The following is a 21228-nucleotide window of genomic DNA, read 5'->3' on the forward strand; positions in this document are numbered from 1 at the left end:
TTCGCCCCGGACTCGCCGATCCGATCGTGGACCGAGTACCCGTATTATCCGGCCAAGGTTGCGTGACGAGCCACTAGTTCCACGAACGTTCGGGCCCGTCCGGAATTCTCCGGACGGGCCCCGTCGTGTATTCGGTGCCGCCTCAGCCTTCGGCGGCGAGCTGCCCGCAGGCTGCCGCGATCTCCTGGCCACGCGTGTCGCGCACGGTGCACGACACGCCCTGGGCCTGCACGCGCCGCACGAATTCGCGTTCGACGTCCTTCGGGCTGGCGTCCCACTCGCTGCCCGGTGTGGGGTTCAGTGGGATCAAGTTGACGTGCACGAGCGACCCGAGCGCCTTGTGGAGCTTCTTGCCGAGCATGTCGGCGCGCCACGGCTGGTCGTTGACGTCGCGGATGAGGGCGTACTCGATCGAGACGCGCCGGCCGGTCTTGTCGGCGTAGTATCGCGCCGCCTCGAGAACCTCGGCGACCGACCACCTGTTGTTGACGGGGACGAGGGTGTCGCGCAGTTCGTCGTCCGGGGTGTGCAGCGACACCGCGAGGGTGACGCTGAGTCCTTCGTCGGCGAGGCGCCGGATGGCCGGTGCCAGTCCCACGGTGGAGACGGTGACCGAGCGCTGCGACAGGCCGAGCCCTTCGGGGGCAGGTGAGGTGATGCGGCGCACCGCCGCGACCACCCGCTTGTAGTTCGCGAGCGGCTCCCCCATGCCCATGAACACGACGTTCGACAGCCGTCCGGGTCCGCCGGCGACGTCACCGTCGCGCAGCGCCGCAGCAGCCGCACGCACCTGATCGACGATCTCCGCCGTGGACAGGTTCCGGTCGAGGCCGCCCTGGCCGGTCGCACAGAACGGGCATGCCATGCCGCATCCGGCCTGGCTGGAGATGCACAGCGTGGCGCGGTCGGGATAGCGCATGAGGACGCTCTCGAGCAGGGTGCCGTCGTGGGCGCGCCACAGGGTCTTGCGAGTCTCCCCTCCGTCGCACGCGATGTGCCGGACCGCGCTGAGCAGAGGCGGGAACAACGCCTCCCCCACCTTGTCGCGGACGGCGGCGGGCAGATCGGTCATCTTCACCGGATCCGCCTCGAGCCGCCCGTAGTACTGGCGGGCGAGCTGGTCGGCGCGAAAGGCCGGAAGCCCCAGTTCGCGCACCGCATCACGACGCTGATCTGCGTCGAGGTCGGCGAGATGGCGTGGCGGAAGACCACGCTTGGGTGCATCGAAGACCAGGGGCAGGGAAGAAGCCATAATCACCTATTGTCCCATGATCCGGGACGGATGGGTCCGGGCGTCGCTGTGATACTCGCCCCCATTCCTGTGCCGGTGGCACCGCTCGGTCTCCCTCACGCCGAGTCACCCGGGCGCGGAGGGGGAATACGGGAGCATGGACATCATGACCGGTCTCGTCGCTCCCGAAGTCGCACGCTCGTGGTTGCTCGTTCCGGGCCGCTCCCCCGATCTCTTCGACGCCGCCGTCGGCTCGCCCGCCGATGCGGTGGTGCTCGACCTCGAGGATGCCGTGCCCGCCGCGGCCAAACCCGCCGCTCGCGACGGCATCGTGGCGTGGCTGCGCGAGGGTGGGAAGGCCTGGGTGCGGGTCAACGACGCCACCACGTCGTTCTGGGCCGACGATCTCGCCGCGCTCGCCGGCCTATCGGGCCTGCAGGGCGTCATGCTCGCGAAGGCGGAGAGCGGTCACCAGGTCGAGGCCACCGCCGACCTGCTGCCGGAGGGCACGCGCATCCTCGTGTTGATCGAGTCGGCGATGGGTCTCGAGGCGGCTCCCGAGATCGCCCGCGCGGAGGGCACCTTCCGCCTGGTCTTCGGCAGCGGCGACTTCCGGCGCGACACCGGCATGAGCGACAGCCCGATGGCGATGGCGTACGCGCGATCGCGGTTGGTCATCACGAGCCGCGCCGCGCGCCTGCCGGGACCCATCGACGGACCCACACTCAGCGACGACCCCGAGGTCCTCGAACGTGAGGCCGAGCTGACGCGCTCGATGGGGATGACCGGCAAGTTGTGCATGACCGGCGAACGCGCGTCGTACGCGAACGTGGCTCTGAGCCCGAACAGCACGGACGTGGACTGGGCGGAAGGCATCATCGACAAGCTCGGTGAGGACGGGCGCAACGTCCGCGACGGCAGCGACCTGCCGAACCTCGCGAAGGCGAAGAAGATCACCGAGCTGGCGCGGATGTTCGGTATCGGCCGGTAGCGCTGACCGGTCTCAGCTCAGTTCCAGGCCGCCGATGGGTCTGCGGCGCACGTGCAGCCGGTAGCGGACGGTGAGCGTCGTGCCGGGTGTCTCCCGGATCGCCCGGGTCGCGACGCGGGGTGCGAACTCGATGCCGAGCACCCGCTCGAGGGTCGCGCGGTCCGGGAACTCCCACAGCGTGTCGATGCGGCGCAGATCGAATCCCTGCGCCTCGAAGAACGCCTCGACCGCGGCCGGGTCGTAGTGCGGGAGGTCGTCGCGCATCCAGTCGCCGTAGGGATGGGCGGTGGCGTCGAGGTCGACGACGGCGAGCGCCCCGCCGGGACGCAGCACCCGCATGGCCTCGAGGATTCCGGCGCCGCACCCGGGGCCGAAGAAGTAGGCGGTGCGGGCGTGGACGAGATCGACCGAGGCGTCAGGCAGCGGCATGTCCGCGGCGGAGCCTTCCGTCACGGTGACCGACGGAAGACCTTTCACGCGGGTGCGGGCCGCGGCGACCAGCGGCGGGTGCGGCTCGATTCCGGTCACCGTGCGTGCGTCGGACGCGAACATCGGAAGGTGGAAACCCGAACCGCACCCGACGTCGACGACGTGGCGGCCGATCCAGTCCGCGGCCTCCCGCAGCGCCGCGTACACGGCGCCGCGGGGGTCCTGCGCGCGGTTCTCCTCCTCGTACACCTCGGGCCAGTGCCAGATGTTGGGGCTGGCGATCACACCACTTCCCGACTTCGGCGCACGAAGCTTCGACGGACGCACCATCGGCCGACTACACGAAGGCCGTGAGGATCAGCCAGGTGACGAAGGCCGACGGCAGGATCGAGTCGAGCCGGTCCATGATGCCGCCGTGACCGGGCAGCAAGGTGCCCATGTCCTTGATGCCGAGGTCGCGTTTGACCTGCGACTCGATCAGATCTCCGGCCGTCGCCGTGAACACGAGCACCGCACCGAGGATCACACCGACCCACCACGGGCCGTCGAGCAGAAGCATGACCGTGAGGACGCCGACGGCGACGCACGCCACGAGCGACCCGCCGAACCCCTCCCAGGACTTCTTCGGGCTGATCGCCGGCACCATCGGGTGCTTACCGAAGAGCACGCCCGCTGCGTAGCCACCGATGTCCGACGCCACGCACACGAGCATCAGGCAGAACACGCGCTGCGCGCCCTGATCCTCGAGGACCATGAGGGTCGCGAACGACGCCAGCAGCGGCAACCAGGCGGCGACGAAGACCGCGACAGCGGTGTCGCGCAGGTAGTTGCGTGGCTGCGCCACGAGACCGTGGTCGAACAGGCGCCACAGCATCGTCACGACGACCGTGCCCGCGAACGCGCCGAGCACACCCGTTGTGCCGTACGGCCACCCGAGCCAGATCATCGCCTGACCACCGGCCAGCAGCGGCAGTCTGGGGACGAGCACGTCGGCTTCACGCAGACGCTTGGTGACCTCCCAGGTCGCGATGCCGATGGCGATCGCGACGACGGCGAGCCACGCCTTCGGGGCGAACAGCAGGATCCCGATGACGAGCGCACCCAGACCCCCGCCGACCGCGAAGGCGGCCGGCAGGTCGCGTCCCGCCCGTGAGGGTTTCTTCACCGGCTCCGACGCAGGGTCGGGGGCCGGTGCCGGGTCTGCAGGGGAGGCACCGGAGTCGGCTCCGGCACCGAGTGGAAGCTGCGGGTCGGAGGACCCGTCGGCTCGACCCACTGTCAGACCTCCATCAGTTCGGCTTCCTTGTGCTTGATCAACTCGTCGATCTGACCGACGTACTTGGCGGTCGTCTTGTCGAGTTCCTTCTCGGCGCGGTTCACATCGTCCTCGCCGGCCTCGCCCTCCTTCTGGATGCGGCCGAGTTCCTCCATCGCCTTGCGGCGGACGTTGCGCACGGCGACCTTGGCGTCCTCGCCCTTGGCCTTTGCCTGCTTGACGAGTTCGCGGCGACGCTCCTCGGTGAGCTGCGGGACCGAGATGCGGATGATGTTGCCGTCGTTGGTGGGATTGACACCGAGATCGGAGTTGCGGATCGCGGTCTCGATCGCGTTCAGCTGCGAGGCCTCGTACGGCTTGACGATGACCATGCGCGCCTCGGGAACATTGATGCTGGCGATCTGCGTGATCGGCGTGGGAGCCCCGTAGTAGTCGACGACGATGCGGTTGAACATGCCCGGGTTCGCGCGACCGGTCCGGATGCCACCCAGATCGTCCCGGGCCACCGTGACGGCCTTCTCCATCTTCTCTTCTGCTTCGAAGAGGGCTTCATCGATCACGGCAGTTCCTCCATGTTCCGTTGTCCGTTCATGACCGTACGAGTGTTCCGATCTTCTCACCGGCGATGGCTCGGGCGATATTGCCCTTGGTCAGCAGATTGAAGACCATGATCGGCATGGCGTTGTCCATGCACAGGCTGAAGGCGGTCGCGTCGGCGACCTTGAGGCCCTGTTCGATGACCTCGCGATGGGTGATCTCCTCGAACAGCACCGCATCCGGGTTCGTGCGGGGATCGTCGGAATAGACACCGTCCACGGCCTTCGCCATGAGGACGACCTCGGCGCCGATCTCGAGTGCGCGCTGCGCGGCGGTGGTGTCGGTGGAGAAGTACGGCATGCCCATGCCGGCACCGAAGATGACCACACGCCCCTTCTCGAGGTGGCGGCGCGCACGCAGCGGCAGGTAGGGCTCGGCGACCTGCCCCATCGTGATGGCGGTCTGGACGCGGGTGTCGATGCCTTCCTTTTCCAGGAAGTCCTGCAGCGCAAGGGAGTTCATGACCGTGCCGAGCATGCCCATGTAGTCGGATCGCGCGCGTTCGAGACCGCGCTGCTGGAGTTCGGCGCCGCGGAAGAAGTTGCCGCCACCGATCACGACCGCGACCTCGGCGCCACCGCGCACGACCTCCGCGATCTGCTGGGCCACCGTCGTCACCACGTCCGGGTCGAGTCCGACCTTGCCGCCGCCGAACATCTCGCCGCCGAGCTTGAGCAGTACCCGGCGGAACCCGGGCCGATCGTGGGCGTGGTCGGACATGACTCTCCTCTGGTTGCGCATGAATCGGCCCTTATCATCCTGCCTCATCCGCTCGCGGGAACCGAGATCGGGCGGATAGACACGCCACACCTGTCACCGCGCAGCACGCGCGGGCGCCTCCGGGCCCCGAGGCGGCGTGGCCCGACACACCTCGACCCCGCCGGTAGCAGCACCGACGGGGTCGTGGAGTGGAAGAACTAGCTGGCGCCGACCTCGAAACGCACGAAGCGGACGACGTTCGCGCCGGCCTCGTCGAGGATCGCCTTGACGGTCTTCTTCGAGTCCGTCACGGACGCCTGCTCGAGCAGGACGACATCCTTGAAGTAGCCGTTGACGCGGCCTTCGACGATCTTCGGCAGAGCCTGCTCCGGCTTGCCCTCGGCCTTGGCGGTCTCCTCGGCGATACGACGCTCGTTGGCGACGATGTCCTCGGGAACCTCGTCACGGGTGACGTACTTGGCCTTCAGAGCGGCGATCTGCATGGCGGCAGCGCGAGCGGCCTCTGCAGCAGCGTCGCCCTCACCGGTGTACTCGACGAGCACGCCGACGGACGGCGGCAGGTCGGAAGCACGCTTGTGCAGGTAGACGGCGGTCTGACCGTCGAAAGCGGCAACGCGACGCAGCTCGAGCTTCTCGCCGATCTTCGCGGACAGCTCCTGGACGAGGGCGTCGACGGTCTTGCCGTCGGCCTCGACGGCCTTGAGCGCCTCGACGTCGTTCGCGCGGGCCTGTGCGGCAGCGGTGACGACCTTGTCGGCGAGAGCCTGGAACTCGTCGTTCTTGGCGACGAAGTCGGTCTCGGAGTTCAGCTCGACGAGAACGCCGTCCTTGGCGACGACGAGGCCTTCGGCGGTGGAGCGCTCGGCGCGCTTGCCCACGTCCTTGGCACCCTTGATGCGCAGCTGCTCGACGGCCTTGTCGAAGTCGCCGTCGTTGTCGGCGAGAGCGTTCTTGCAGTCCAGCATTCCGGAGCCGGTGAGCTCACGGAGACGCTTGACGTCGGCGGCGGTGTAGTTCGCCATGGAAGCGAGCCTCCTGTGTCTGTGGTGGAAAAGTCTCTGGGGGCGGCCCTGTCGCGCGGATGAGCTCGGGCCGCGATGCGACGGCCCCGACCAGGATCTCTCGATCGGAAGGTCGGGGCCGGGCAACGAATCAGGCCTCGGGGGCCGCGTCTGCTGCGGGGGCTACGTCCGCTGCGGGCGCCTCGGCGTCGGCGGCGGGGGTGGCCTGCGCGAGCAGCTCCTGCTCCCACTCGGCGAGAGGCTCGGCACCGGCCTCGGGCTTGGCCTCCGCGTCGCTGCTCTTGCCGGCGCGGGCCTGCAGGCCCTCGGCGACGGCGGAAGCGACGACCTTGGTCAGCAACGCCGCGGAACGGATCGCGTCGTCGTTGCCCGGGATCGGGTAGTCGACGAGGTCCGGATCGCAGTTGGTGTCGAGGATGGCGATGACCGGGATGTTCAGCTTGCGGGCCTCACCGACGGCGATGTGCTCCTTGTTGGTGTCGACGACCCAGATCGCCGACGGAACCTTCGCCATGTCGCGGATGCCGCCGAGGGTGCGCTCCAGCTTGTTCTTCTCACGCGTGAGCATGAGGATTTCCTTCTTGGTGCGTCCCTCGAAGCCGCCGGTCTGCTCCATCGACTCGAGCTCCTTCAGGCGCTGCAGGCGCTTGTGAACGGTCGAGAAGTTGGTGAGCATGCCGCCGAGCCAGCGCTGGTTCACGTAGGGCATGCCCACGCGGGTGGCCTCTTCGGCGATGGATTCCTGAGCCTGCTTCTTGGTGCCGACGAACAGCACGGTTCCACCGTGAGCGACGGTCTCCTTGACGAACTCGTACGCCTTGTCGATGTACGTCAGGGTCTGCTGCAGGTCGATGATGTAGATGCCGTTGCGGTCGGTGAAGATGAACCGCTTCATCTTCGGGTTCCAGCGACGGGTCTGGTGTCCGAAGTGGGCGCCGCTGTCGAGCAGCTGCCGCATAGTCACAACAGGCATGCCTGTTTCTCTCTTTCGTGTCGGTTTCCGCGGTGGATCTTCCGATCCCCGCCCTGGCGCCCACATGCCCGTCGAACCCTTGCGGGACCGGCCGACGGCCATTTCCGATGCGGCCCGGAGAAACGGGTCGGCATCGATGCGCGGACGCGCGAAGTCGATCTGCGTATACAGACCGCCCGACAAGTGTACGCGGAGCAGGCGCGGATCCCTAACCGGGAGTCACCGGACCTGTGGACGGATCCGGAGTTGTGCACAGATCGCGTCGCCCCCCTGGTGCGCAGCGACTCCGATTCACGAGGCTGGCGGGCATGCTCCTCACCGCTCTCCTCCGGTCGCTCGCCGTCGTGATCGCCGTGGTCGTCGTGCTCACCGCTGCGCCGGGACCCGGATCGGCCGACGCCGGACGGTTCGTGTGGCCGCTCGATCCCCGGCCGGTCGTGAGCCGGCAGTTCGACCCGCCCGAGCAGAACTGGCTCCCCGGTCACCGCGGTGTCGACCTCGACGCACACGTGGGGCAGACCGTCGTGGCCGTCGGTGACGGCGTCGTCGCGTTCGCCGGTGTCGTGGCCGGGAAGCCTGTGGTCTCCGTCGATCACGAGGGCGGGCTGCGCACCACCTACGAGCCGGTGGAGGCGGCGGTCGCCGCGGGTCGCCGGGTGACGAGGGGCGATCCCATCGGCACCGTCGTCGCCGGTCACGATAGCTGCGCCTCCCCCGCATGCCTGCACTGGGGACTCCGACGCGGCCGCGACGACTATCTCGACCCGCTGCCCCTCGTCGAGCGCCCGGTGATCCGCCTGCTGCCGGTATGAGACGTCCCGGGGCCCGTGCGCCCCGCCTGGCGCACTGCGTGTCGACCCGACTAGCGCCCCGCGTGTCGACCCGACTAGCGCCCCGCGTGTCGACCCGACAGTGCAGGGAAGTCGTCGGCGACCATCGCGGCGAGTTCGACGAACGCCGTGCGTGTCGCGGGGCGGAGGCGTTCGAGATCGATCTCGGCTCCCTCGGCGAGATGCTCGTCGAAGGGCAGCACCTTCACCGCCCGGCACCGCGCGAGGAAATGCGCGGTCAGCGCGTCCATGTCGATGCTCGCCGCACCCGGGCGCGGCGAGCTGATCACCACGACCGTGCGTTCGACCAGGTCGGAGTAGCCGTGCGCCTGCAGCCAGTCGAGGGTCGCCGCCGCACTGCGGGCCGCGTCGACCGCAGGTGAGGCGACGAGGACGAGGGTGTTCGCCAGGTCCAGCACGCCCCGCATAACCGAATGCATGATCCCGGTCCCGCAGTCGGTGAGGATCACGTTGTAGTAGACCTGCAGAATGCCGACGACGCGGCGGTAGTCCTCCTCGCTGAACGCTTGGGAGGCAGCGGGATCGCGTTCGCTCGCGAGCACTTCGAGCCGGCTCGGCGCCTGGGAGGTGTGGGCACGCACGTCCGAGTACCGGCGGATGTTCGACGCGTTCGCGAGCAGGTCCCGCACCGTCGAGGTGGTCTGCTGCGGAATTCTCTGCCCGAGGGTGCCGAAGTCCGGATTCGCGTCGACGGCGATGACGCAGTCGCCACGCAGCGACGCGAACGTCGACCCGAGCCCGACGGTCGTGGTGGTCTTTCCCACCCCGCCCTTCAGCGACAGCACCGCGATCCGGTAGTCGCCCGGGATCGGCTGGCGGATCCGGGCGACGAGCTCCTCGCGGCGCTCACTGCCTCCTCCGTCGAGCCTGCCGCCGGTCAGCCGGTCGACCCGCTCCCGCCACCGCCGCGTGGAACGTCGTGACCTGCGGACGAGCACTCCCGACGCGAGGTCGACATTCGACGGCTGATGGTCGAACCGATGGGCCTCGTGTTGCAGGTCGTCGACCGGAGCGTCCGTTCGCGCCGGTAGCGGGCCCGAGACCTCGGGTTCGACCGGTCCAAGAGCGACCTCCGTAGTCTCCGGGCCCGACACCTCAGGTGCAGGTGCAGGTGCAGGTGCCACAGTGTCGGGCTGCGTCTCCATGGCTTCGGGTGCCGCTTCCGAGAAGACGGGCTCAGGCTCGGGTTCGGTCACGGCTTCCGGAACCACCGCATCGGTCGCTGCCGAGACCGCCACCTCGGGCTCCGACGATGGGAGCACCGGATTCTCGGGTCGCGCCGGTTTGTGCGCGACGAGCGGTTCGGACGCCTCCGGCTCCGGGTCGTCTGCGCTGATCCGGGGCCGCAACGCCATGCCGAGAGGCACGGAGGCCGTCATCTCGATCGGAGCGGAGGCAGTGGGCGGAATCGCACCGTCGCCAGGCGAAGTGGAGGAGCCGAGCGTCTCGGCGACTCTGGCCGCGCGGCGGAGGCCGCGTCGCGCGTGGTCGGTTCCGGATTCCGGTGGGTCCTGCAGCCAGGCGGGCACGGCAGGACCCGGTTCGTTGCGTCTCATCTGTTCCCCCGATTCGATGGTGCCGGCGCACGCTATCAAACCGGGACGGCTTCTCGGGCAGGCCGATCAGGCGCGGGGATGAGCCTGATCGTGCGCGGCGCGCAGACGCGCCACCGACACGTGGGTGTAGAGCTGCGTGGTGGCCAGACTCGAATGGCCCAGCACCTCCTGGACCACGCGCAGGTCCGCTCCCCCTTCGAGCAGGTGCGTCGCAGCACTGTGCCGCAGGCCGTGCGGTGCGAGGTCGGGTGCGCCCGGCACCGACGAGACGGCGTCGTGCACCACAGACCGGACCTGCCGCTGATCGATCCGGCCACCACGCTTGCCCAGCAGCAGCGCCGCACCCGACGACGGTCGTGTGAGATGCGGGCGTCCGTGACGCAGCCACGCGTCGAGCGCCTCTGCCGCGGGACCTCCGTAGGGAACGATCCGTTCCTTGTCGCCCTTGCCGAGAACCCGGACGACCCGCCGCTCGGCGTCGACGTCGTCGATCTCGACCGCGCACAGCTCACCGACCCGGATTCCGGTGGCATAGAGCAGCTCGACGATCACCCGGTCACGCAGTGCGACGGGATCGAGTTCACGCGCACCGGATTTCGCGGCCTCCATGATCTCCAGTGCCTGGTCGTCGCGGAGCACGGCGGGCAGGGAGCGGTGCGGACGTGGCGAGACCAGACGCGTCGCCGGATCGGCGTCGAGTCGGCGGGTGCGTACGAGCCATGCCGTGAAGACGCGTGCCGACGAGGTGCGCCGCGCGAGCGTGGTGCGGGCCGCTCCCGCCGCCACCATCCCGGCGAGCCAGGATCGCAGCAGATCGAGGTCGAGGTCGGTGATGCGCGCATCGGGATTGCGGTCGGCGAGGTGCTGCAACAGCGAACGGATGTCGGCGCGATAGGCGCGGATCGTGTGTTCCGAGCGGTTGCCTTCGAGGCGGAGGTGGTCGACGAAGTCCCCGAGGTGCACGTCCAGCGTCGCGGGGAGCATGTCGGATTCCTTGCCTCGCATGGGTCTACCGTGCGGCACGACCGCCTCGGGTGCAACGGCCCGCGCCGACTAAGGTGCTTTCGTGAACAAAACGATCCCGGTACCGATGTTGTGCGCCCTGGCGTTGCTGTCGGCGATCGCGCCGCTCGCCACGGACATGTACCTCCCGGGACTTCCCGTCATGGCGGAGAGCCTGGGCAGTTCGACCGTCGGCGTCCAGCTCACACTCACGACGTTCATGGCGGGTCTCGGACTCGGCCAGCTGCTCGTGGGTCCCCTGTCGGACGGCTGGGGCCGTCGACGGCTGATCCTCGCCGGCACGATCGTCCTGGCGGTGAGCAGCGCGATCTGCGCGATGGCACCCACCGTCGAGATCCTGATCGCTGCGCGTCTGGTCCAGGGCTTCAGCGGCGGCACCGGCATCGTCCTCGCCCGGGCGGTCATCGCCGACCGGGCGCGAGGCAATCAGGCCGCCAAGCTGTTCAGCCTGATGATGATCATCGGTGGCATCGCGCCCGTCGCCGCTCCTCTGCTCGGTGGTGTGCTGCTGGGACCGATCGGATGGCGCGGCATCTTCTGGGTGCTCACGGGCCTGGCCGTCCTGATGGCCGTCGGCGCCTTCGCGTTCGTCCCGGAGACCCTGCCGCCGGAGAAGCGGCACGGCGGCGGTCTGAAGACGATGGCCGGCAACTTCGGGTACGTCCTCCGGCAGCGACGCTTCGTCGGTTACGCCGCCGCGATGGCCCTGGGCTTCGGCGCCATGTTCTCGTACATCTCGGCCTCGCCGTTCGTCACCCAGAACATCCTCGGTCTGAGCCCCGGCCAGTTCTCGATGGTGTTCGCCGTGAACTCGGCCGGTCTCGTGCTGGCCAATGCCGTCAACACCCGCCTCATCGGCCGGTTCGAGGTGCGGACACTGCTGCTCTTCGGTGTGACAACCATGTTCACGGCGGGCGCCCTGCTGTTGCTGACGATGGTCGTCGTCGGCTACGTCGCGGCGCTGATCCTGCCGCTGCTGTTCGTCGCGATCAGCATGATGGGCCTGACGCTGGGCAACGCCACCGCGCTGGCCCAGTCGCAGGTCCCGAAGGCGGCCGGTACGGGCTCCGCCGTGATCGGCGCCTCCCAGTTCGGTCTCGCCGCCGTGGTCTCCCCCCTCGTCGGGCTCGGCGGCGAAGGCACAGGTATCCCGATGGCCGTCGCCATCGTCGTGTGCTCGGGACTCGCGCTCACCTCCGCTGCGGTGCTGGCGCGTGACTCGGCCGCGGTGCCGGCGCGCGAGTCCTCGAGCTGACGCGAACCGCCGCCGTCAGTTGCTCTCGACGGCCGCCAGTTCGCTCTTCCACACGCGGAAGCCCTCCTCGGTGCGTCCGCGACGCCAGTAACCCGAGATCGACGCGCGTGCCGGCGGTACGGCCCGTTCCTTCCGCAGGTACGGCCGGATGTGCTTCATGACGGCCTCGGCCTCACCGTGCACGAAGACCTGCACGTCGCCGCCCGGCCAGGGCAGGGCCTTCACCGCTGCGACGAGCGGCGAGTTGCCGTCGATCAGGTCGGCACCGGCGTCACCGGCCGCGACACCGCGATGGAGCCACGTGATGTCCACACCCGCCGGCGCGTCGAGTTTCAGTTCGTCGCCTGGACCGATGACCTCCAGGAAGACCGCGCCCCGCGCGTCAGCGGGCAGGTCCTCGAGCGCAGTCGCGATCGCAGGGATCGCGGTCTCGTCGCCGGCGAGCAGATGGAAGTCGGCGGAGCGATCGGGCCGGTATCCCGCGCCGGGTCCCCGCACCACGACCTGCGTGCCCGGTTGCACCGAGCGAGCCCACGGCCCCGCGACACCCTCGTCGCCGTGCACGACGAAGTCGATCCAGATCTCCCCGGCGTCCGGGTCCACGCGCCGGACGGTGTAGGTGCGGACGACCGTCTCGTCCCCCGCGGGCAGCTCGATCTTCACGTAGCTGTCGGTCTCCGCACGGGCCTGGAACTCGCCGAAGCCGTCTCCGCCGAGCACCACGCGGACGAAGTGCTCGCCGATCGCCTCGGTCCGCAGAACCGTGAGTGTCGTCCCCATGGGCGCTTTCCGTGCCACCGAACCTCCTATTAGGGTTACCTATCTCGCGTCACCGTACTCTGTCGCGGGGTGCGGCGGGGAGGTCACGATCGGCGAGGCTCTAGGCTCGAGAACATGAGCACCACCGCGGCCGACATCGCCACATGGATGACCGACATCATCACCACCGAACGCAGGGTCACCCAGACCGACATGGTCGACGCGATCGAGGCCAAGTTCGGCTCCGAGTGGATCTACGTGAACGACAACGGCCACCCCTCGATCGACCGCGCCGTCCTCAAGGAGTTCCGCAAGGCCCACCGCGGTGCCGTGAAATGGGACCGCGAGGACCGCGCTTGGTACGTCGAGGACGAGCCGACCGCCGACACCTCGGCCGAGTAGGCGGTCCTCCTCCGAATTCACCCTCGCGCGTCCCCGCGAAACGTCTCGGAGTCTGTGAACATACGGTCACGACTCCTTCGCGCGACCGTCTCCGGCACCGCCGGGCGGATCGGCGCGTCGGCGGCAGGCCGGAGGGCGCCGGATGGACATCGAGAACGTGCGGGAACCTACCGTTCCCGCTCGCGAACTGGCGACGATCTGTGTGCTGGCGATCGTGGCCGGCGCCGTCATCGGCGTCGTCGGCGGGGCCTTCCGCTGGTGCCTGGAACGGCTCGAGCGATGGCGGATCCACACCGCGGAGTGGGCGCACGAACTTCCCGGTCCGGGATGGCTCGTGCCGGTGGGAATCACGATCCTTGGCGCTCTGCTCGCAGCGCTGATCGTCCGGATGGTCCCCCTCGCCTCGGGTAGCGGAATCCAGCACGTCGAAGCCGTCGACCGCGGGCAGGCCGAGCCACCACCTCTGTCGGTGCTGCCCTCCAGATTCGTCGGGGCGCTCCTGTCGATCGGGTCGGGTCTCGTCCTGGGACGGGAGGGCCCGATCGTGCACATGGGTGCCGCGGTGGGCGCCGAGACCGCACGCTGCGCCCGGCGTCCCGAGCACGAACGTCTGCTGCAGACCTCGGTGTCCGGTGCCGGACTCGCGGTCGCGTTCAATGCCCCGATCGGCGGTGCGCTGTTCGTCTTCGAGGAGGTCACCGGCAGCTTCCGTTTCCGCACGGTCGTACCCGTCGTCCTGTCGGTGGCCGCCGCGGTGGTGTGCTCGCGGACGATCGTCGGCGACACCCCCGACTTCGCCGTGGACCCCATCGCTCCCCCGTCGATCGTCCTGCTGCCCGTGTTCGTGGTGTTCGGTCTGCTCACCGGACTGCTCGGCGCGGCCTACAATCGGATGGTCCTGGGCTCGCTGAGCGTGGTGGAGTCGGTCCGGTTGCTCTCCCCGGTGATGAAGGCTGCAATCATCGGCGGACTCGTCGGGTTGTTGTCCGTGGTCGCACCGTGGGCCGGCGGTGGCGGCGACTCCCTCGTCCAGCACGTGGTGAGCGGTGGTGCGCTCGCACTGCCGGTGGTCGCCTGGTACGTCCTGCTGCGGTTCGTCGCCGGCCCGCTGTCGTACGCGGCCGGGACACCGGGCGGACTGTTCGCGCCGCTCCTCGCACTGGGCGCTCTCTGGGGTCTGTTGTGCGCCGGGATCTGTACCGCGATCGTCCCCGGGATCGGGTCGTCCCTGGCCGTGCCGATGGCCATCGCGGGGATGGCCGCTCTCTTCGGCGCGTCGGTGCGGGCCCCGATCACCGGAGTCGTCCTCGTCGTGGAGATGACCGCGGCGACGGGAGTGACGGTCCCGATGCTCGCCGCGACGATCTGCGCCGTCGTCGTGGCGTATTCCACGCGGGTCCCGCCCATCTACGACAGCCTGCGCGACCGCATGTTCGGCACCCCTCCCGACCGGGGGTAGACCGCCCCGGGCGTCGATCCGCCGTCACGCCCGCCGCCACCCTCCGTCCGTCACCACCACCAGACCGTCGAGTTCGAGCAGGGGCAGCGCCGCCCGCACCCGCTCGATCGGCAGCCCCGCGGACTCGGCCACCATCGCCGGATCACAGACATCCGACGCCGGAAGCGCCTCGTAGACCAGGGCCATGTCGCCCGACAATCCGTCCAGGTCGCGGCGGAACAGGCCGTCGAGGTCGTCGTCCCCGCCCGCCAGCAGCGGACCGCACTCCTCGACGACGTCGCGCGCCGCGCCCACCAGACGCGCCTCGCCCTCCCTGATCATGCGGTGACAGCCCTGCGAGGCCGCCGAGGTCACCGGTCCGGGCACCGCCATGACAGGCCGCCCGAGTCGTCGCGCCCACGCCGCGGTGTTGCGCGCCCCGCTGCGCCAGCCCGCCTCGACGACGACCGTGCCGGCGGACAACGCCGCGATCAGCCGGTTGCGGGCGAGGAACCGGTACCGCGCCGGAGTCGTGCCCGGGGGATACTCGCTCACCACCAGACCCGATTCGGAGATCCGCCGCAACATCGTCGCGTGTGCCGCCGGATACGCCCGGTCGACACCGCAGGCCAGGATCGCGACGGTGGTGCCACCCACCCCGAGCGCCGCGCGGTGTGCGGCCGCGTCGACGCCGAAGGCCGCGCCGGACACGACCGTCCATCCGTCGGCGGCGAGATCCCCGGCGATCTCGGCGGTGACGTGCTCCCCGTAACCGCTCGCGGCGCGGGTCCCGACGATGCCGATCGCGCGTTCGGCGAGGTCGTCGATCCGCCGGCTCCCCCACACCCACAGCGCGAGGGGTGGCCCTTCGGCGTCGGTCGCGGTGTCGAGAGTGCCGAAGCCGAGCATCTGCCAGGCAGGCCATTCGTCGTCGTCGGGCGTGACCAGTCGCCCGCCGGCCCGTCCCAAACGATCGAGATCCCGTGCCGCGGTATCGAGGTGTGCCCGCACCGAGTACCGCGACGAGAGTTCGTCGAGGCCCGCACCCGACCGGATGGCGGCTGCCACCTCGAGTACACCCTCGGCTTCCACTGCCGCCGACAACGAACGTGACGCACCCTGTGCGACGGTCGACAGATAGGCCCAGGCCAGGCGCCGTTCGTCGCCGTGCCCGCTCATGCGACACCCCGATCCCGGAAGTCGAGTGCGGCAGCGACGTGCGTCGCCGTCGGCGAATCAGAACCGTCGAGGTCGCTCAGCGTCCACGCGACCCGCAGTGCCCGATCCGCTCCTCGCGCGGTGATGGCGCCCTTGCGCAGCGCCCATTCGACGGGTTCGAGCGCAGCACGTGGAAGACGGAACTTCTGCCGGAGAGCCGGCCCGGGCACCTCGGCGTTGGTGGCCCAGCCGTGCTCGGCCCACCGCTCGCGTGCCGCGGCTCTCGCCCGGGCGACGCGCGCCCGTACGTCGTCGGTGCTCTCGCCGGTCTCCCCCATCAACGCGCTGGTCGCGACGGCTTGCATCCGGACCCGCAGGTCGACGCGGTCGAGGAGCGGGCCCGACAGACGCCCCAGATAGCGGCGACGTGCGGTCGGCGCACACACGCAGTCGGCGTCGCGTGGTGGTGCGCACGGGCACGGGTTGGCGGCGAGGATCAGCTGGAAGCGGGCCGGATATCGCGCGACACCGTCCCGGCGGGCGATGCGCACCTCCCCGTCCTCGAGCGGCGTCCGCAGCGCTTCGAGTGTCTTCGTCCCCATCTCGGCGACCTCGTCGAGGAACAGCACGCCACGGTGTGCCCGGCTCACCGCGCCGGGTTTCGCCATGCCGGTACCGCCTCCGATCAGCGAACTCACCGACGCCGTGTGATGGGGCGCGATGAAGGGCGGCTCCGTCACGAGCGGCCGGTCGCTGGTGAGGGTGCCCGCCACCGAATGGATGGCCGTCACCTCGAGGGCGTGACTTTCGTCCAGGTCCGGCAGGATCCCCGGAAGTCGCTGCGCGAGCATTGTTTTCCCGATTCCCGGCGGGCCGGTCAACATCAGGTGGTGCGCGCCGGCCGCAGCGACCTCGATCGCGCGACGCGCTTCGTGCTGGCCGACCACTTCGCTGAGATCGCCGCGCACCGCCCGCGGTGGCAGCGCGCGCGGATCGGGCCGTTCGAGCGGACCGTCGCCCTGGAGCCAGAGCACCAACTCGCGCAGTGTCTCGGCGCCGTAGACGTCGATGCCGTCGACGAGCGCCGCTTCGGTCATCGTCGCGGTCGGCACCACCACGCGCGACCAGCCGTGTTTCTTCGCCGTGATCACGGCGGGCAGCACACCGCGCACCGGCCTGACGCGCCCGTCGAGCGCGAGTTCGCCGAGCAGCACCGTCCGGGAGACGGCCTCGGTCGGCACGACATCCGCTGCGTCGAGCACCGCGCACGCCAGTCCGAGATCGTAGACACTGCCGACCTTCGGCAGCGTGGCCGGCGACAGTGCGAGCACGACCTTCGAATCCGGCCACTTGGCACCGGAATTCGACACGGCGGCGCGCACCCGGTCGCGCGACTCCTGGAGCGCGGTGTCGGGTAGCCCGACCATCGTCACGCCCGGCAGACCTCGCCCGATGTCGGCTTCGATCTCGACGACCTGCCCGTCGATCCCGGAGACGGCGACCGACCAGGCACGGCCGAGCGCCATCAGAGGACCTGCTTGCGATGGGTGATCTCCGGGGCGTGTCCCCGCGCGAGCAGGACGGTGACCACATCGACGCGGATGTGCGACCAGCGGCGCGTCTGCTCGGACAACCACTGTCCGGCGAGGCGACGGATCCGTTCGGCCTTCGCGGGCGTCACCGCCTCGGCGGGGGTGCCGTAGCCGGTGCCGGTGCGGGTCTTGACCTCGACGAAGACGACGGACGCGCCGTCCTGTGCGATGAGATCGAGTTCGCCGTATCGGCTGCGCCAGTTCCGTTCGAGCACGACCATGCCGGCCGACTCGAGGTATTCGGCGGCAAGATCCTCGCCTCGCGCGCCCAGATCCCGGTTGTGTGATGTCCGATTGGTCCCCTGCATGCCCCCACTGTGGAGGACCGGGGCACGCGGAATCGGGGTCCGAGCACGAAGATCGGGGAAACTGTGGATGAGTGCGGTGCCTGTGCACAACGGCGGGCGACGAGCCACGGAGAACGGCTCGGTGTCGGCGCCCCGGCTAGGATGCGGCCGCTGTGCGCAGGGTCATCCCCGAGGGCGTCAGCCCAGCTTGTCGGGCAGTCTCAGTTCGGGCTTGTCGAGCTCTTCGATGTTGACGTCCTTGAAGGTGATGACACGGACGTGCTTGACGAAGCGGGCGGGACGGTACATGTCCCACACCCAGGCGTCGGACATGCGCACTTCGAAGTACACTTCGCCGTTGGCGTTGTGCGGCAGCAATTCCACCGCGTTCGCCAGGTAGAACCGGCGTTCGGTCTCCACGACGTACGCGAACTGACCGACGATGTCCCGGTACTCCCTGTACAGCGAGAGTTCCATCTCGGTTTCGTACTTCTCGAGATCCTCGGCACTCATCGGTCTCGGTGTCCTCCCAGTCTGGTGTGTCCTGCAATCATCCCGCATCCGCCTCGTCGGTGAACAATCGACGCCCCAGGTCGTCTGCATACGATCGACGAACCAGGTCGTCGGCGAACAGCCGACGTCGCACTGCGGGCACTCCGCACACCGAGCGCACATTGGCCCACGACCGCCGGTGCTGCGGCGACGGGCCGTGCTCGGCCAACGCCGCCATGTGCGTCGGCGTGCTGTAGCCCTTGTGTACTGCGAAACCGTACTCCGGTAGCTCGCCGTCGAGGTCGACCATCATGCGATCGCGTGTAACCTTCGCGAGCACGCTGGCCGCCGCGATGCACGCGGCCGCCGCGTCGCCGCCGATCACGGGCAGCGACGGCGCGGGCAGTCCGGGCACCCGGAAGCCGTCGGTCAGCACGTAACCGGGCGGAGTCGACAGACCTGCCACCGCGCGTCGCATGCCTTCGATGTTGGCGACGTGGATGCCGATCGCGTCGACCTCCTCCGCGGGGATCACCACCACGCTCCACGCCCGGGCGCGTCGCACGATCACCGAGTACAACTCCTCGCGGATGCGTTCGGTGAGCTTCTTCGAATCGTCGAGCCGGTCGAGCGACGCGTGCGGCCGGTCGCCGAGCACGCACGCGGCGACGACGAGCGGCCCGGCGCAGGCACCGCGGCCGGCTTCGTCGACCCCCGCTACCGGACCGAGACCGCACCGCGCGAGCGCGGACTCCATGGTGCGCAGTCCGGAGGAGCGACGGATCACGGGTCGAGGTGGCCAAGCAGTCACGAGGGAAGGATCTCCGGTGAGTCGATGAGGCCCCATCTGCCGGGAGGCAGCACGATGAAGCGGGCTTTTCCGATGACATTGTCCAGCGGGATAGAGCCCTGGTGCTCGTCCCCGACGTGGTAGCGCGAGTCGGCCGAGTTACTGCGGTTGTCGCCCATCACCCAGACGTGGCCCTCGGGCACGGTGACGGGCCCGAAGCAACGCCCGGAGGGGACCTCGGTCTCGCAGGTGACGACACCCGGGGTGAACGGGAAGTCCATGGTCACGTACGGCTCGTCGAGCGGGACACCGTCGACGAGGACACGGCCCTGGTCGTCGCAGCATTCCACCGTCTGCCCGCCGGTCGCGATCACGCGCTTGACGAGGTCGTTCTCGTCCGGCGGCACGACGCCGACGAGCGAACCGATCTCCTGCAGTCCCCGCACGACGACGTTGTCGGAACGGGTCGAGGTGTAGCCGGCCGACCACGAGTCGGGGCCTTCGAAGACGATGACGTCGCCGGGACGGGGGTCGGTGAAGCGGTATCCCACCTTCTCGACGACGATGCGGTCGCCGGTGCAGCCCGGGCAGCCGTGCAGTGTCGGCTCCATCGACTCCGAGGGGATGAGATAGACCCGCGCCACGAAGGTCTGCAGCAGGAAGCTCAGGGCCAGTGCGACGACGACCAGGATCGGCAGTTCACGCCAGAACGACTTCTGCTTCTTCGCCTTCGGGGCGGTGTCCTTCGCTGCGGGGTCCTCGCGCCGGTGGTGTGCACCGTCGGCTCGATCGCTCCGAGCCGAACCTCGAACATCGTTGCGGTTCACATCCGGTCGAGCCGGATCGTGCGGGGAATCTGCCACCTCGACAGACTAGCGTCTGCGGCACGGCGGCCCGCCGAGGACGACCGTCGACCGGACGGGAGAGCGACAGACCGCTGCCCACAACGACGACGACCCGGCCGGGACGGAAGTCCGGGCCGGGTCGTCGGATGCTGTATCGGGTGGCTCGGGAGCCGTGCCGAGCAGCCCGAGGGGCTGGTCAGCGGCCGAAGATCAGCGCTTCTCCTTGATCTTGGCAGCCTTGCCGCGCAGCTCACGCAGGTAGTAGAGCTTCGCGCGACGGACGTCGCCACGGGTCAGCACGTCGATCTTGGCGAGGTTGGGGCTGTGGACCGGGAAGGTGCGCTCCACGCCGACGCCGAAGGAAACCTTGCGGACGGTGAAGGTCTCGCGGATGCCGCCGCCCTGACGCCGAATCACGACGCCCTTGAAGACCTGCACACGCTCCTTGCTGCCCTCGATGACCTTGACGTGCACGTCGAGAGTGTCGCCGGGACGGAAGTCCGGGATGTCGTCGCGCAGCGACTTGGCGTCCAGAAAGTCCAGGGTGTTCATCGGTTTTTCATCCTCTTGTTCGCTCGAGCAGAGGAACCTGGCGGCGACCGCCGTGTGGCGGGCTCGACCGGTTCGTGCCCAGGTCAGGTAGGCGTGCCCGAACGGGGCAACCCGTCCATTGTGCCAGACGGAACATCGATCGATGAAATCGGCGGTGGCGCCGGCTTGACGCGACGGTCCAGTTCGGCCTCGGTCGCGGTGCGCGAGTGCTCGACACTGCCCCGCACGGTTTCGAGCGTCGGTGCGCCCGCGACGAGATCCTGCACGAAGATCTTGGCGCGGATCACCGGGCGCCGCAGTCGACGTTCGCGTTCGAGCGCGCGCGCCATGCGACGGGGCCGCTTGCCGTACCGCCAGCGAGCCCAGGGCGCGCCGGGCCGGGAGAGCCGGATCGCGCCGACCCACAGCAGCGGAACGACGAACAGCCCCACCAGGCCCGTCCAGATCTTTCCTTTCGCCAGGACGATCGCGGCGAGCAGGAGGTTCACGAGCACAGCCACCACCAGCGCGGCCCGTCCGGCCCAGTCACCGCTGTCCTCGAAGTTCGTGGTGTCCCCGAGTTCGAACGGTCGCAGACCGAGCAACCACATCCCGGTCACGGCGATCGCCACGAAGACGGCGTCGACGGACACCCGTCCCTGTTCTTCCCAGTACACGTCGTTCAGATAGAAGATCAACGCGAACTCGTCGAGTGTCAGTGCGGCACCGACTCCGAAGAGCGCCGCGAGGATGCACGCGGCGACGCGGTTCGCGTCCTCCGAGATCGCGATCAGTCCCCCACCGGCGATCACCATCGTGACGACACCGAACACCACGTGGTGCACGTGCTGACCGCCCGGGGTGATGTTGCCGGGCCACCAGCGCACCTGCGCGCGGATCAACCGCACGCTGATCCGGATGAAGACGAACGCGGCCACGAAACCGAGCAAGAAGAACAGCAGCGGCAGGCGGCCCTGATCGACGATCTCGCGCCGCATCCAGTCGAGCAT

Annotated in this window: 23 protein-coding genes; 5 read left to right on the forward strand and 18 right to left on the reverse strand. The window is 69.2% G+C overall.

Annotated features, from left to right (window positions below):
• Positions 1–142: 142 nt before the first annotated feature.
• Positions 143–1252, reverse strand: a complete 1110-nt coding sequence (gene rlmN / locus A5767_RS10725; protein ID WP_024100641.1) for a 23S rRNA (adenine(2503)-C(2))-methyltransferase RlmN — start codon at positions 1250–1252, stop codon at positions 143–145.
• Between the two features lie 136 nt (positions 1253–1388).
• Between rlmN and A5767_RS10730 the strand changes: the two genes are divergently transcribed.
• Positions 1389–2222, forward strand: a complete 834-nt coding sequence (locus tag A5767_RS10730) for an HpcH/HpaI aldolase/citrate lyase family protein (RefSeq protein WP_064852281.1) — start codon at positions 1389–1391, stop codon at positions 2220–2222.
• A gap of 12 nt (positions 2223–2234) precedes the next feature.
• Here the strand turns inward: A5767_RS10730 and A5767_RS10735 are convergent, their stop codons facing one another.
• From A5767_RS10735 to rpsB, 6 genes are all read right to left on the reverse strand, one after another.
• Positions 2235–2981 carry a class I SAM-dependent methyltransferase gene (locus tag A5767_RS10735; protein WP_052039969.1) on the reverse strand — a complete coding sequence of 249 codons (747 nt, stop codon included), beginning with the start codon at positions 2979–2981 and terminating at the stop codon, positions 2235–2237.
• Between the two features lie 7 nt (positions 2982–2988).
• Positions 2989–3927 carry a phosphatidate cytidylyltransferase gene (locus A5767_RS10740; protein ID WP_064852282.1) on the reverse strand — a complete coding sequence of 313 codons (939 nt, stop codon included), beginning with the start codon at positions 3925–3927 and terminating at the stop codon, positions 2989–2991.
• 2 nt (positions 3928–3929) lie between these two features.
• Positions 3930–4487: a ribosome recycling factor gene (gene frr / locus A5767_RS10745; RefSeq protein ID WP_006550977.1), complete on the reverse strand. Its 558-nt coding sequence runs from the start codon at positions 4485–4487 to the stop codon at positions 3930–3932.
• 28 nt (positions 4488–4515) lie between these two features.
• Positions 4516–5244, reverse strand: a complete 729-nt coding sequence (gene pyrH / locus A5767_RS10750) for a UMP kinase (RefSeq protein ID WP_006550976.1) — start codon at positions 5242–5244, stop codon at positions 4516–4518.
• A 197-nt stretch (positions 5245–5441) separates the two neighbouring features.
• Positions 5442–6266, reverse strand: coding sequence for a translation elongation factor Ts (tsf, locus tag A5767_RS10755; RefSeq protein WP_006550975.1), 825 nt, complete (start codon positions 6264–6266; stop codon positions 5442–5444).
• A 130-nt stretch (positions 6267–6396) separates the two neighbouring features.
• Complete coding sequence (gene rpsB / locus A5767_RS10760; protein ID WP_024100637.1) at positions 6397–7239, reverse strand: 30S ribosomal protein S2; 843 nt, start codon at positions 7237–7239, stop codon at positions 6397–6399.
• A 308-nt stretch (positions 7240–7547) separates the two neighbouring features.
• On the opposite strand from rpsB, the gene A5767_RS10765 reads away from it, so the two are divergent.
• Positions 7548–8051 carry a M23 family metallopeptidase gene (locus A5767_RS10765; protein ID WP_064852283.1) on the forward strand — a complete coding sequence of 168 codons (504 nt, stop codon included), beginning with the start codon at positions 7548–7550 and terminating at the stop codon, positions 8049–8051.
• A 74-nt stretch (positions 8052–8125) separates the two neighbouring features.
• Here the strand turns inward: A5767_RS10765 and A5767_RS10770 are convergent, their stop codons facing one another.
• Both A5767_RS10770 and A5767_RS10775 read right to left on the reverse strand, forming a co-directional pair.
• Positions 8126–9646 carry a MinD/ParA family ATP-binding protein gene (locus tag A5767_RS10770; protein ID WP_064852284.1) on the reverse strand — a complete coding sequence of 507 codons (1521 nt, stop codon included), beginning with the start codon at positions 9644–9646 and terminating at the stop codon, positions 8126–8128.
• Between the two features lie 66 nt (positions 9647–9712).
• Positions 9713–10651: a tyrosine recombinase XerC gene (locus A5767_RS10775; protein WP_064852285.1), complete on the reverse strand. Its 939-nt coding sequence runs from the start codon at positions 10649–10651 to the stop codon at positions 9713–9715.
• A gap of 85 nt (positions 10652–10736) precedes the next feature.
• On the opposite strand from A5767_RS10775, the gene A5767_RS10780 reads away from it, so the two are divergent.
• A complete protein-coding gene (locus A5767_RS10780; RefSeq protein ID WP_024100634.1) occupies positions 10737–11924 on the forward strand; it encodes a multidrug effflux MFS transporter in 1188 nt (395 codons plus the stop codon).
• Positions 11925–11939: 15 nt separating this feature from the next.
• Here the strand turns inward: A5767_RS10780 and A5767_RS10785 are convergent, their stop codons facing one another.
• Positions 11940–12704: a siderophore-interacting protein gene (locus tag A5767_RS10785; protein ID WP_006550969.1), complete on the reverse strand. Its 765-nt coding sequence runs from the start codon at positions 12702–12704 to the stop codon at positions 11940–11942.
• A 114-nt stretch (positions 12705–12818) separates the two neighbouring features.
• Between A5767_RS10785 and A5767_RS10790 the strand changes: the two genes are divergently transcribed.
• Positions 12819–13085, forward strand: coding sequence for a DUF6953 family protein (locus A5767_RS10790; RefSeq protein ID WP_006550968.1), 267 nt, complete (start codon positions 12819–12821; stop codon positions 13083–13085).
• 142 nt (positions 13086–13227) lie between these two features.
• Positions 13228–14544 carry a ClC family H(+)/Cl(-) exchange transporter gene (locus tag A5767_RS10795; RefSeq protein ID WP_024100632.1) on the forward strand — a complete coding sequence of 439 codons (1317 nt, stop codon included), beginning with the start codon at positions 13228–13230 and terminating at the stop codon, positions 14542–14544.
• Positions 14545–14568: 24 nt separating this feature from the next.
• Here the strand turns inward: A5767_RS10795 and dprA are convergent, their stop codons facing one another.
• The 8 genes from dprA to A5767_RS10835 form a co-directional block, all read right to left on the reverse strand.
• Positions 14569–15702 (reverse strand): DNA-processing protein DprA, encoded by a 1134-nt coding sequence (gene dprA / locus A5767_RS10800; protein WP_024100631.1) that lies wholly within the window; start codon positions 15700–15702, stop codon positions 14569–14571.
• Positions 15699–17207: a YifB family Mg chelatase-like AAA ATPase gene (locus A5767_RS10805; protein ID WP_064852286.1), complete on the reverse strand. Its 1509-nt coding sequence runs from the start codon at positions 17205–17207 to the stop codon at positions 15699–15701. The genes dprA and A5767_RS10805 overlap by 4 nt, the downstream gene beginning before the upstream one ends.
• Positions 17207–17581, reverse strand: a complete 375-nt coding sequence (locus A5767_RS10810) for a YraN family protein (RefSeq protein ID WP_064852287.1) — start codon at positions 17579–17581, stop codon at positions 17207–17209. Before A5767_RS10810 ends, A5767_RS10805 begins: the two co-directional genes overlap by 1 nt.
• Before the next feature lie 177 nt (positions 17582–17758).
• Entirely contained in the window at positions 17759–18073 is a 315-nt protein-coding gene (locus A5767_RS10815; RefSeq protein ID WP_006550963.1) for a DUF2469 domain-containing protein, read from the reverse strand.
• A gap of 37 nt (positions 18074–18110) precedes the next feature.
• Positions 18111–18863, reverse strand: coding sequence for a ribonuclease HII (locus A5767_RS10820; RefSeq protein ID WP_024100630.1), 753 nt, complete (start codon positions 18861–18863; stop codon positions 18111–18113).
• Positions 18860–19669 carry a signal peptidase I gene (lepB, locus tag A5767_RS10825; protein ID WP_006550961.1) on the reverse strand — a complete coding sequence of 270 codons (810 nt, stop codon included), beginning with the start codon at positions 19667–19669 and terminating at the stop codon, positions 18860–18862. The genes A5767_RS10820 and lepB overlap by 4 nt, the downstream gene beginning before the upstream one ends.
• A gap of 228 nt (positions 19670–19897) precedes the next feature.
• A complete protein-coding gene (rplS, locus tag A5767_RS10830; protein ID WP_006550960.1) occupies positions 19898–20239 on the reverse strand; it encodes a 50S ribosomal protein L19 in 342 nt (113 codons plus the stop codon).
• A gap of 83 nt (positions 20240–20322) precedes the next feature.
• Positions 20323–21228 carry a hypothetical protein gene (locus A5767_RS10835; RefSeq protein WP_024100629.1) on the reverse strand — a complete coding sequence of 302 codons (906 nt, stop codon included), beginning with the start codon at positions 21226–21228 and terminating at the stop codon, positions 20323–20325.

Origin of the sequence: Rhodococcus sp. 852002-51564_SCH6189132-a (assembly GCF_001665495.1) — a bacterium.
Taxonomy (GTDB): domain Bacteria; phylum Actinomycetota; class Actinomycetes; order Mycobacteriales; family Mycobacteriaceae; genus Rhodococcus; species Rhodococcus pyridinivorans.

Coding starts and splice junctions, on each gene's coding strand:
- rlmN (WP_024100641.1), bottom strand. CDS start 1,252: ATGGCTTCTTCCCTGCCCCTGGTCTTCGATGCACCCAAGCGTGGTCTT.
- pyrH (WP_006550976.1), bottom strand. CDS start 5,244: ATGTCCGACCACGCCCACGATCGGCCCGGGTTCCGCCGGGTACTGCTC.
- A5767_RS10775 (WP_064852285.1), bottom strand. CDS start 10,651: ATGCGAGGCAAGGAATCCGACATGCTCCCCGCGACGCTGGACGTGCAC.
- A5767_RS10770 (WP_064852284.1), bottom strand. CDS start 9,646: ATGAGACGCAACGAACCGGGTCCTGCCGTGCCCGCCTGGCTGCAGGAC.
- dprA (WP_024100631.1), bottom strand. CDS start 15,702: ATGAGCGGGCACGGCGACGAACGGCGCCTGGCCTGGGCCTATCTGTCG.
- A5767_RS10780 (WP_024100634.1), top strand. CDS start 10,737: ATGTTGTGCGCCCTGGCGTTGCTGTCGGCGATCGCGCCGCTCGCCACG.
- A5767_RS10735 (WP_052039969.1), bottom strand. CDS start 2,981: ATGGTGCGTCCGTCGAAGCTTCGTGCGCCGAAGTCGGGAAGTGGTGTG.
- rplS (WP_006550960.1), bottom strand. CDS start 20,239: ATGAACACCCTGGACTTTCTGGACGCCAAGTCGCTGCGCGACGACATC.
- A5767_RS10785 (WP_006550969.1), bottom strand. CDS start 12,704: ATGGGGACGACACTCACGGTTCTGCGGACCGAGGCGATCGGCGAGCAC.
- tsf (WP_006550975.1), bottom strand. CDS start 6,266: ATGGCGAACTACACCGCCGCCGACGTCAAGCGTCTCCGTGAGCTCACC.
- A5767_RS10805 (WP_064852286.1), bottom strand. CDS start 17,207: ATGGCGCTCGGCCGTGCCTGGTCGGTCGCCGTCTCCGGGATCGACGGG.
- rpsB (WP_024100637.1), bottom strand. CDS start 7,239: ATGCCTGTTGTGACTATGCGGCAGCTGCTCGACAGCGGCGCCCACTTC.
- A5767_RS10765 (WP_064852283.1), top strand. CDS start 7,548: ATGCTCCTCACCGCTCTCCTCCGGTCGCTCGCCGTCGTGATCGCCGTG.
- A5767_RS10835 (WP_024100629.1), bottom strand. CDS start 21,228: ATGCTCGACTGGATGCGGCGCGAGATCGTCGATCAGGGCCGCCTGCCG.
- A5767_RS10730 (WP_064852281.1), top strand. CDS start 1,389: ATGGACATCATGACCGGTCTCGTCGCTCCCGAAGTCGCACGCTCGTGG.
- A5767_RS10795 (WP_024100632.1), top strand. CDS start 13,228: ATGGACATCGAGAACGTGCGGGAACCTACCGTTCCCGCTCGCGAACTG.
- A5767_RS10815 (WP_006550963.1), bottom strand. CDS start 18,073: ATGAGTGCCGAGGATCTCGAGAAGTACGAAACCGAGATGGAACTCTCG.
- A5767_RS10810 (WP_064852287.1), bottom strand. CDS start 17,581: ATGCAGGGGACCAATCGGACATCACACAACCGGGATCTGGGCGCGCGA.
- A5767_RS10790 (WP_006550968.1), top strand. CDS start 12,819: ATGAGCACCACCGCGGCCGACATCGCCACATGGATGACCGACATCATC.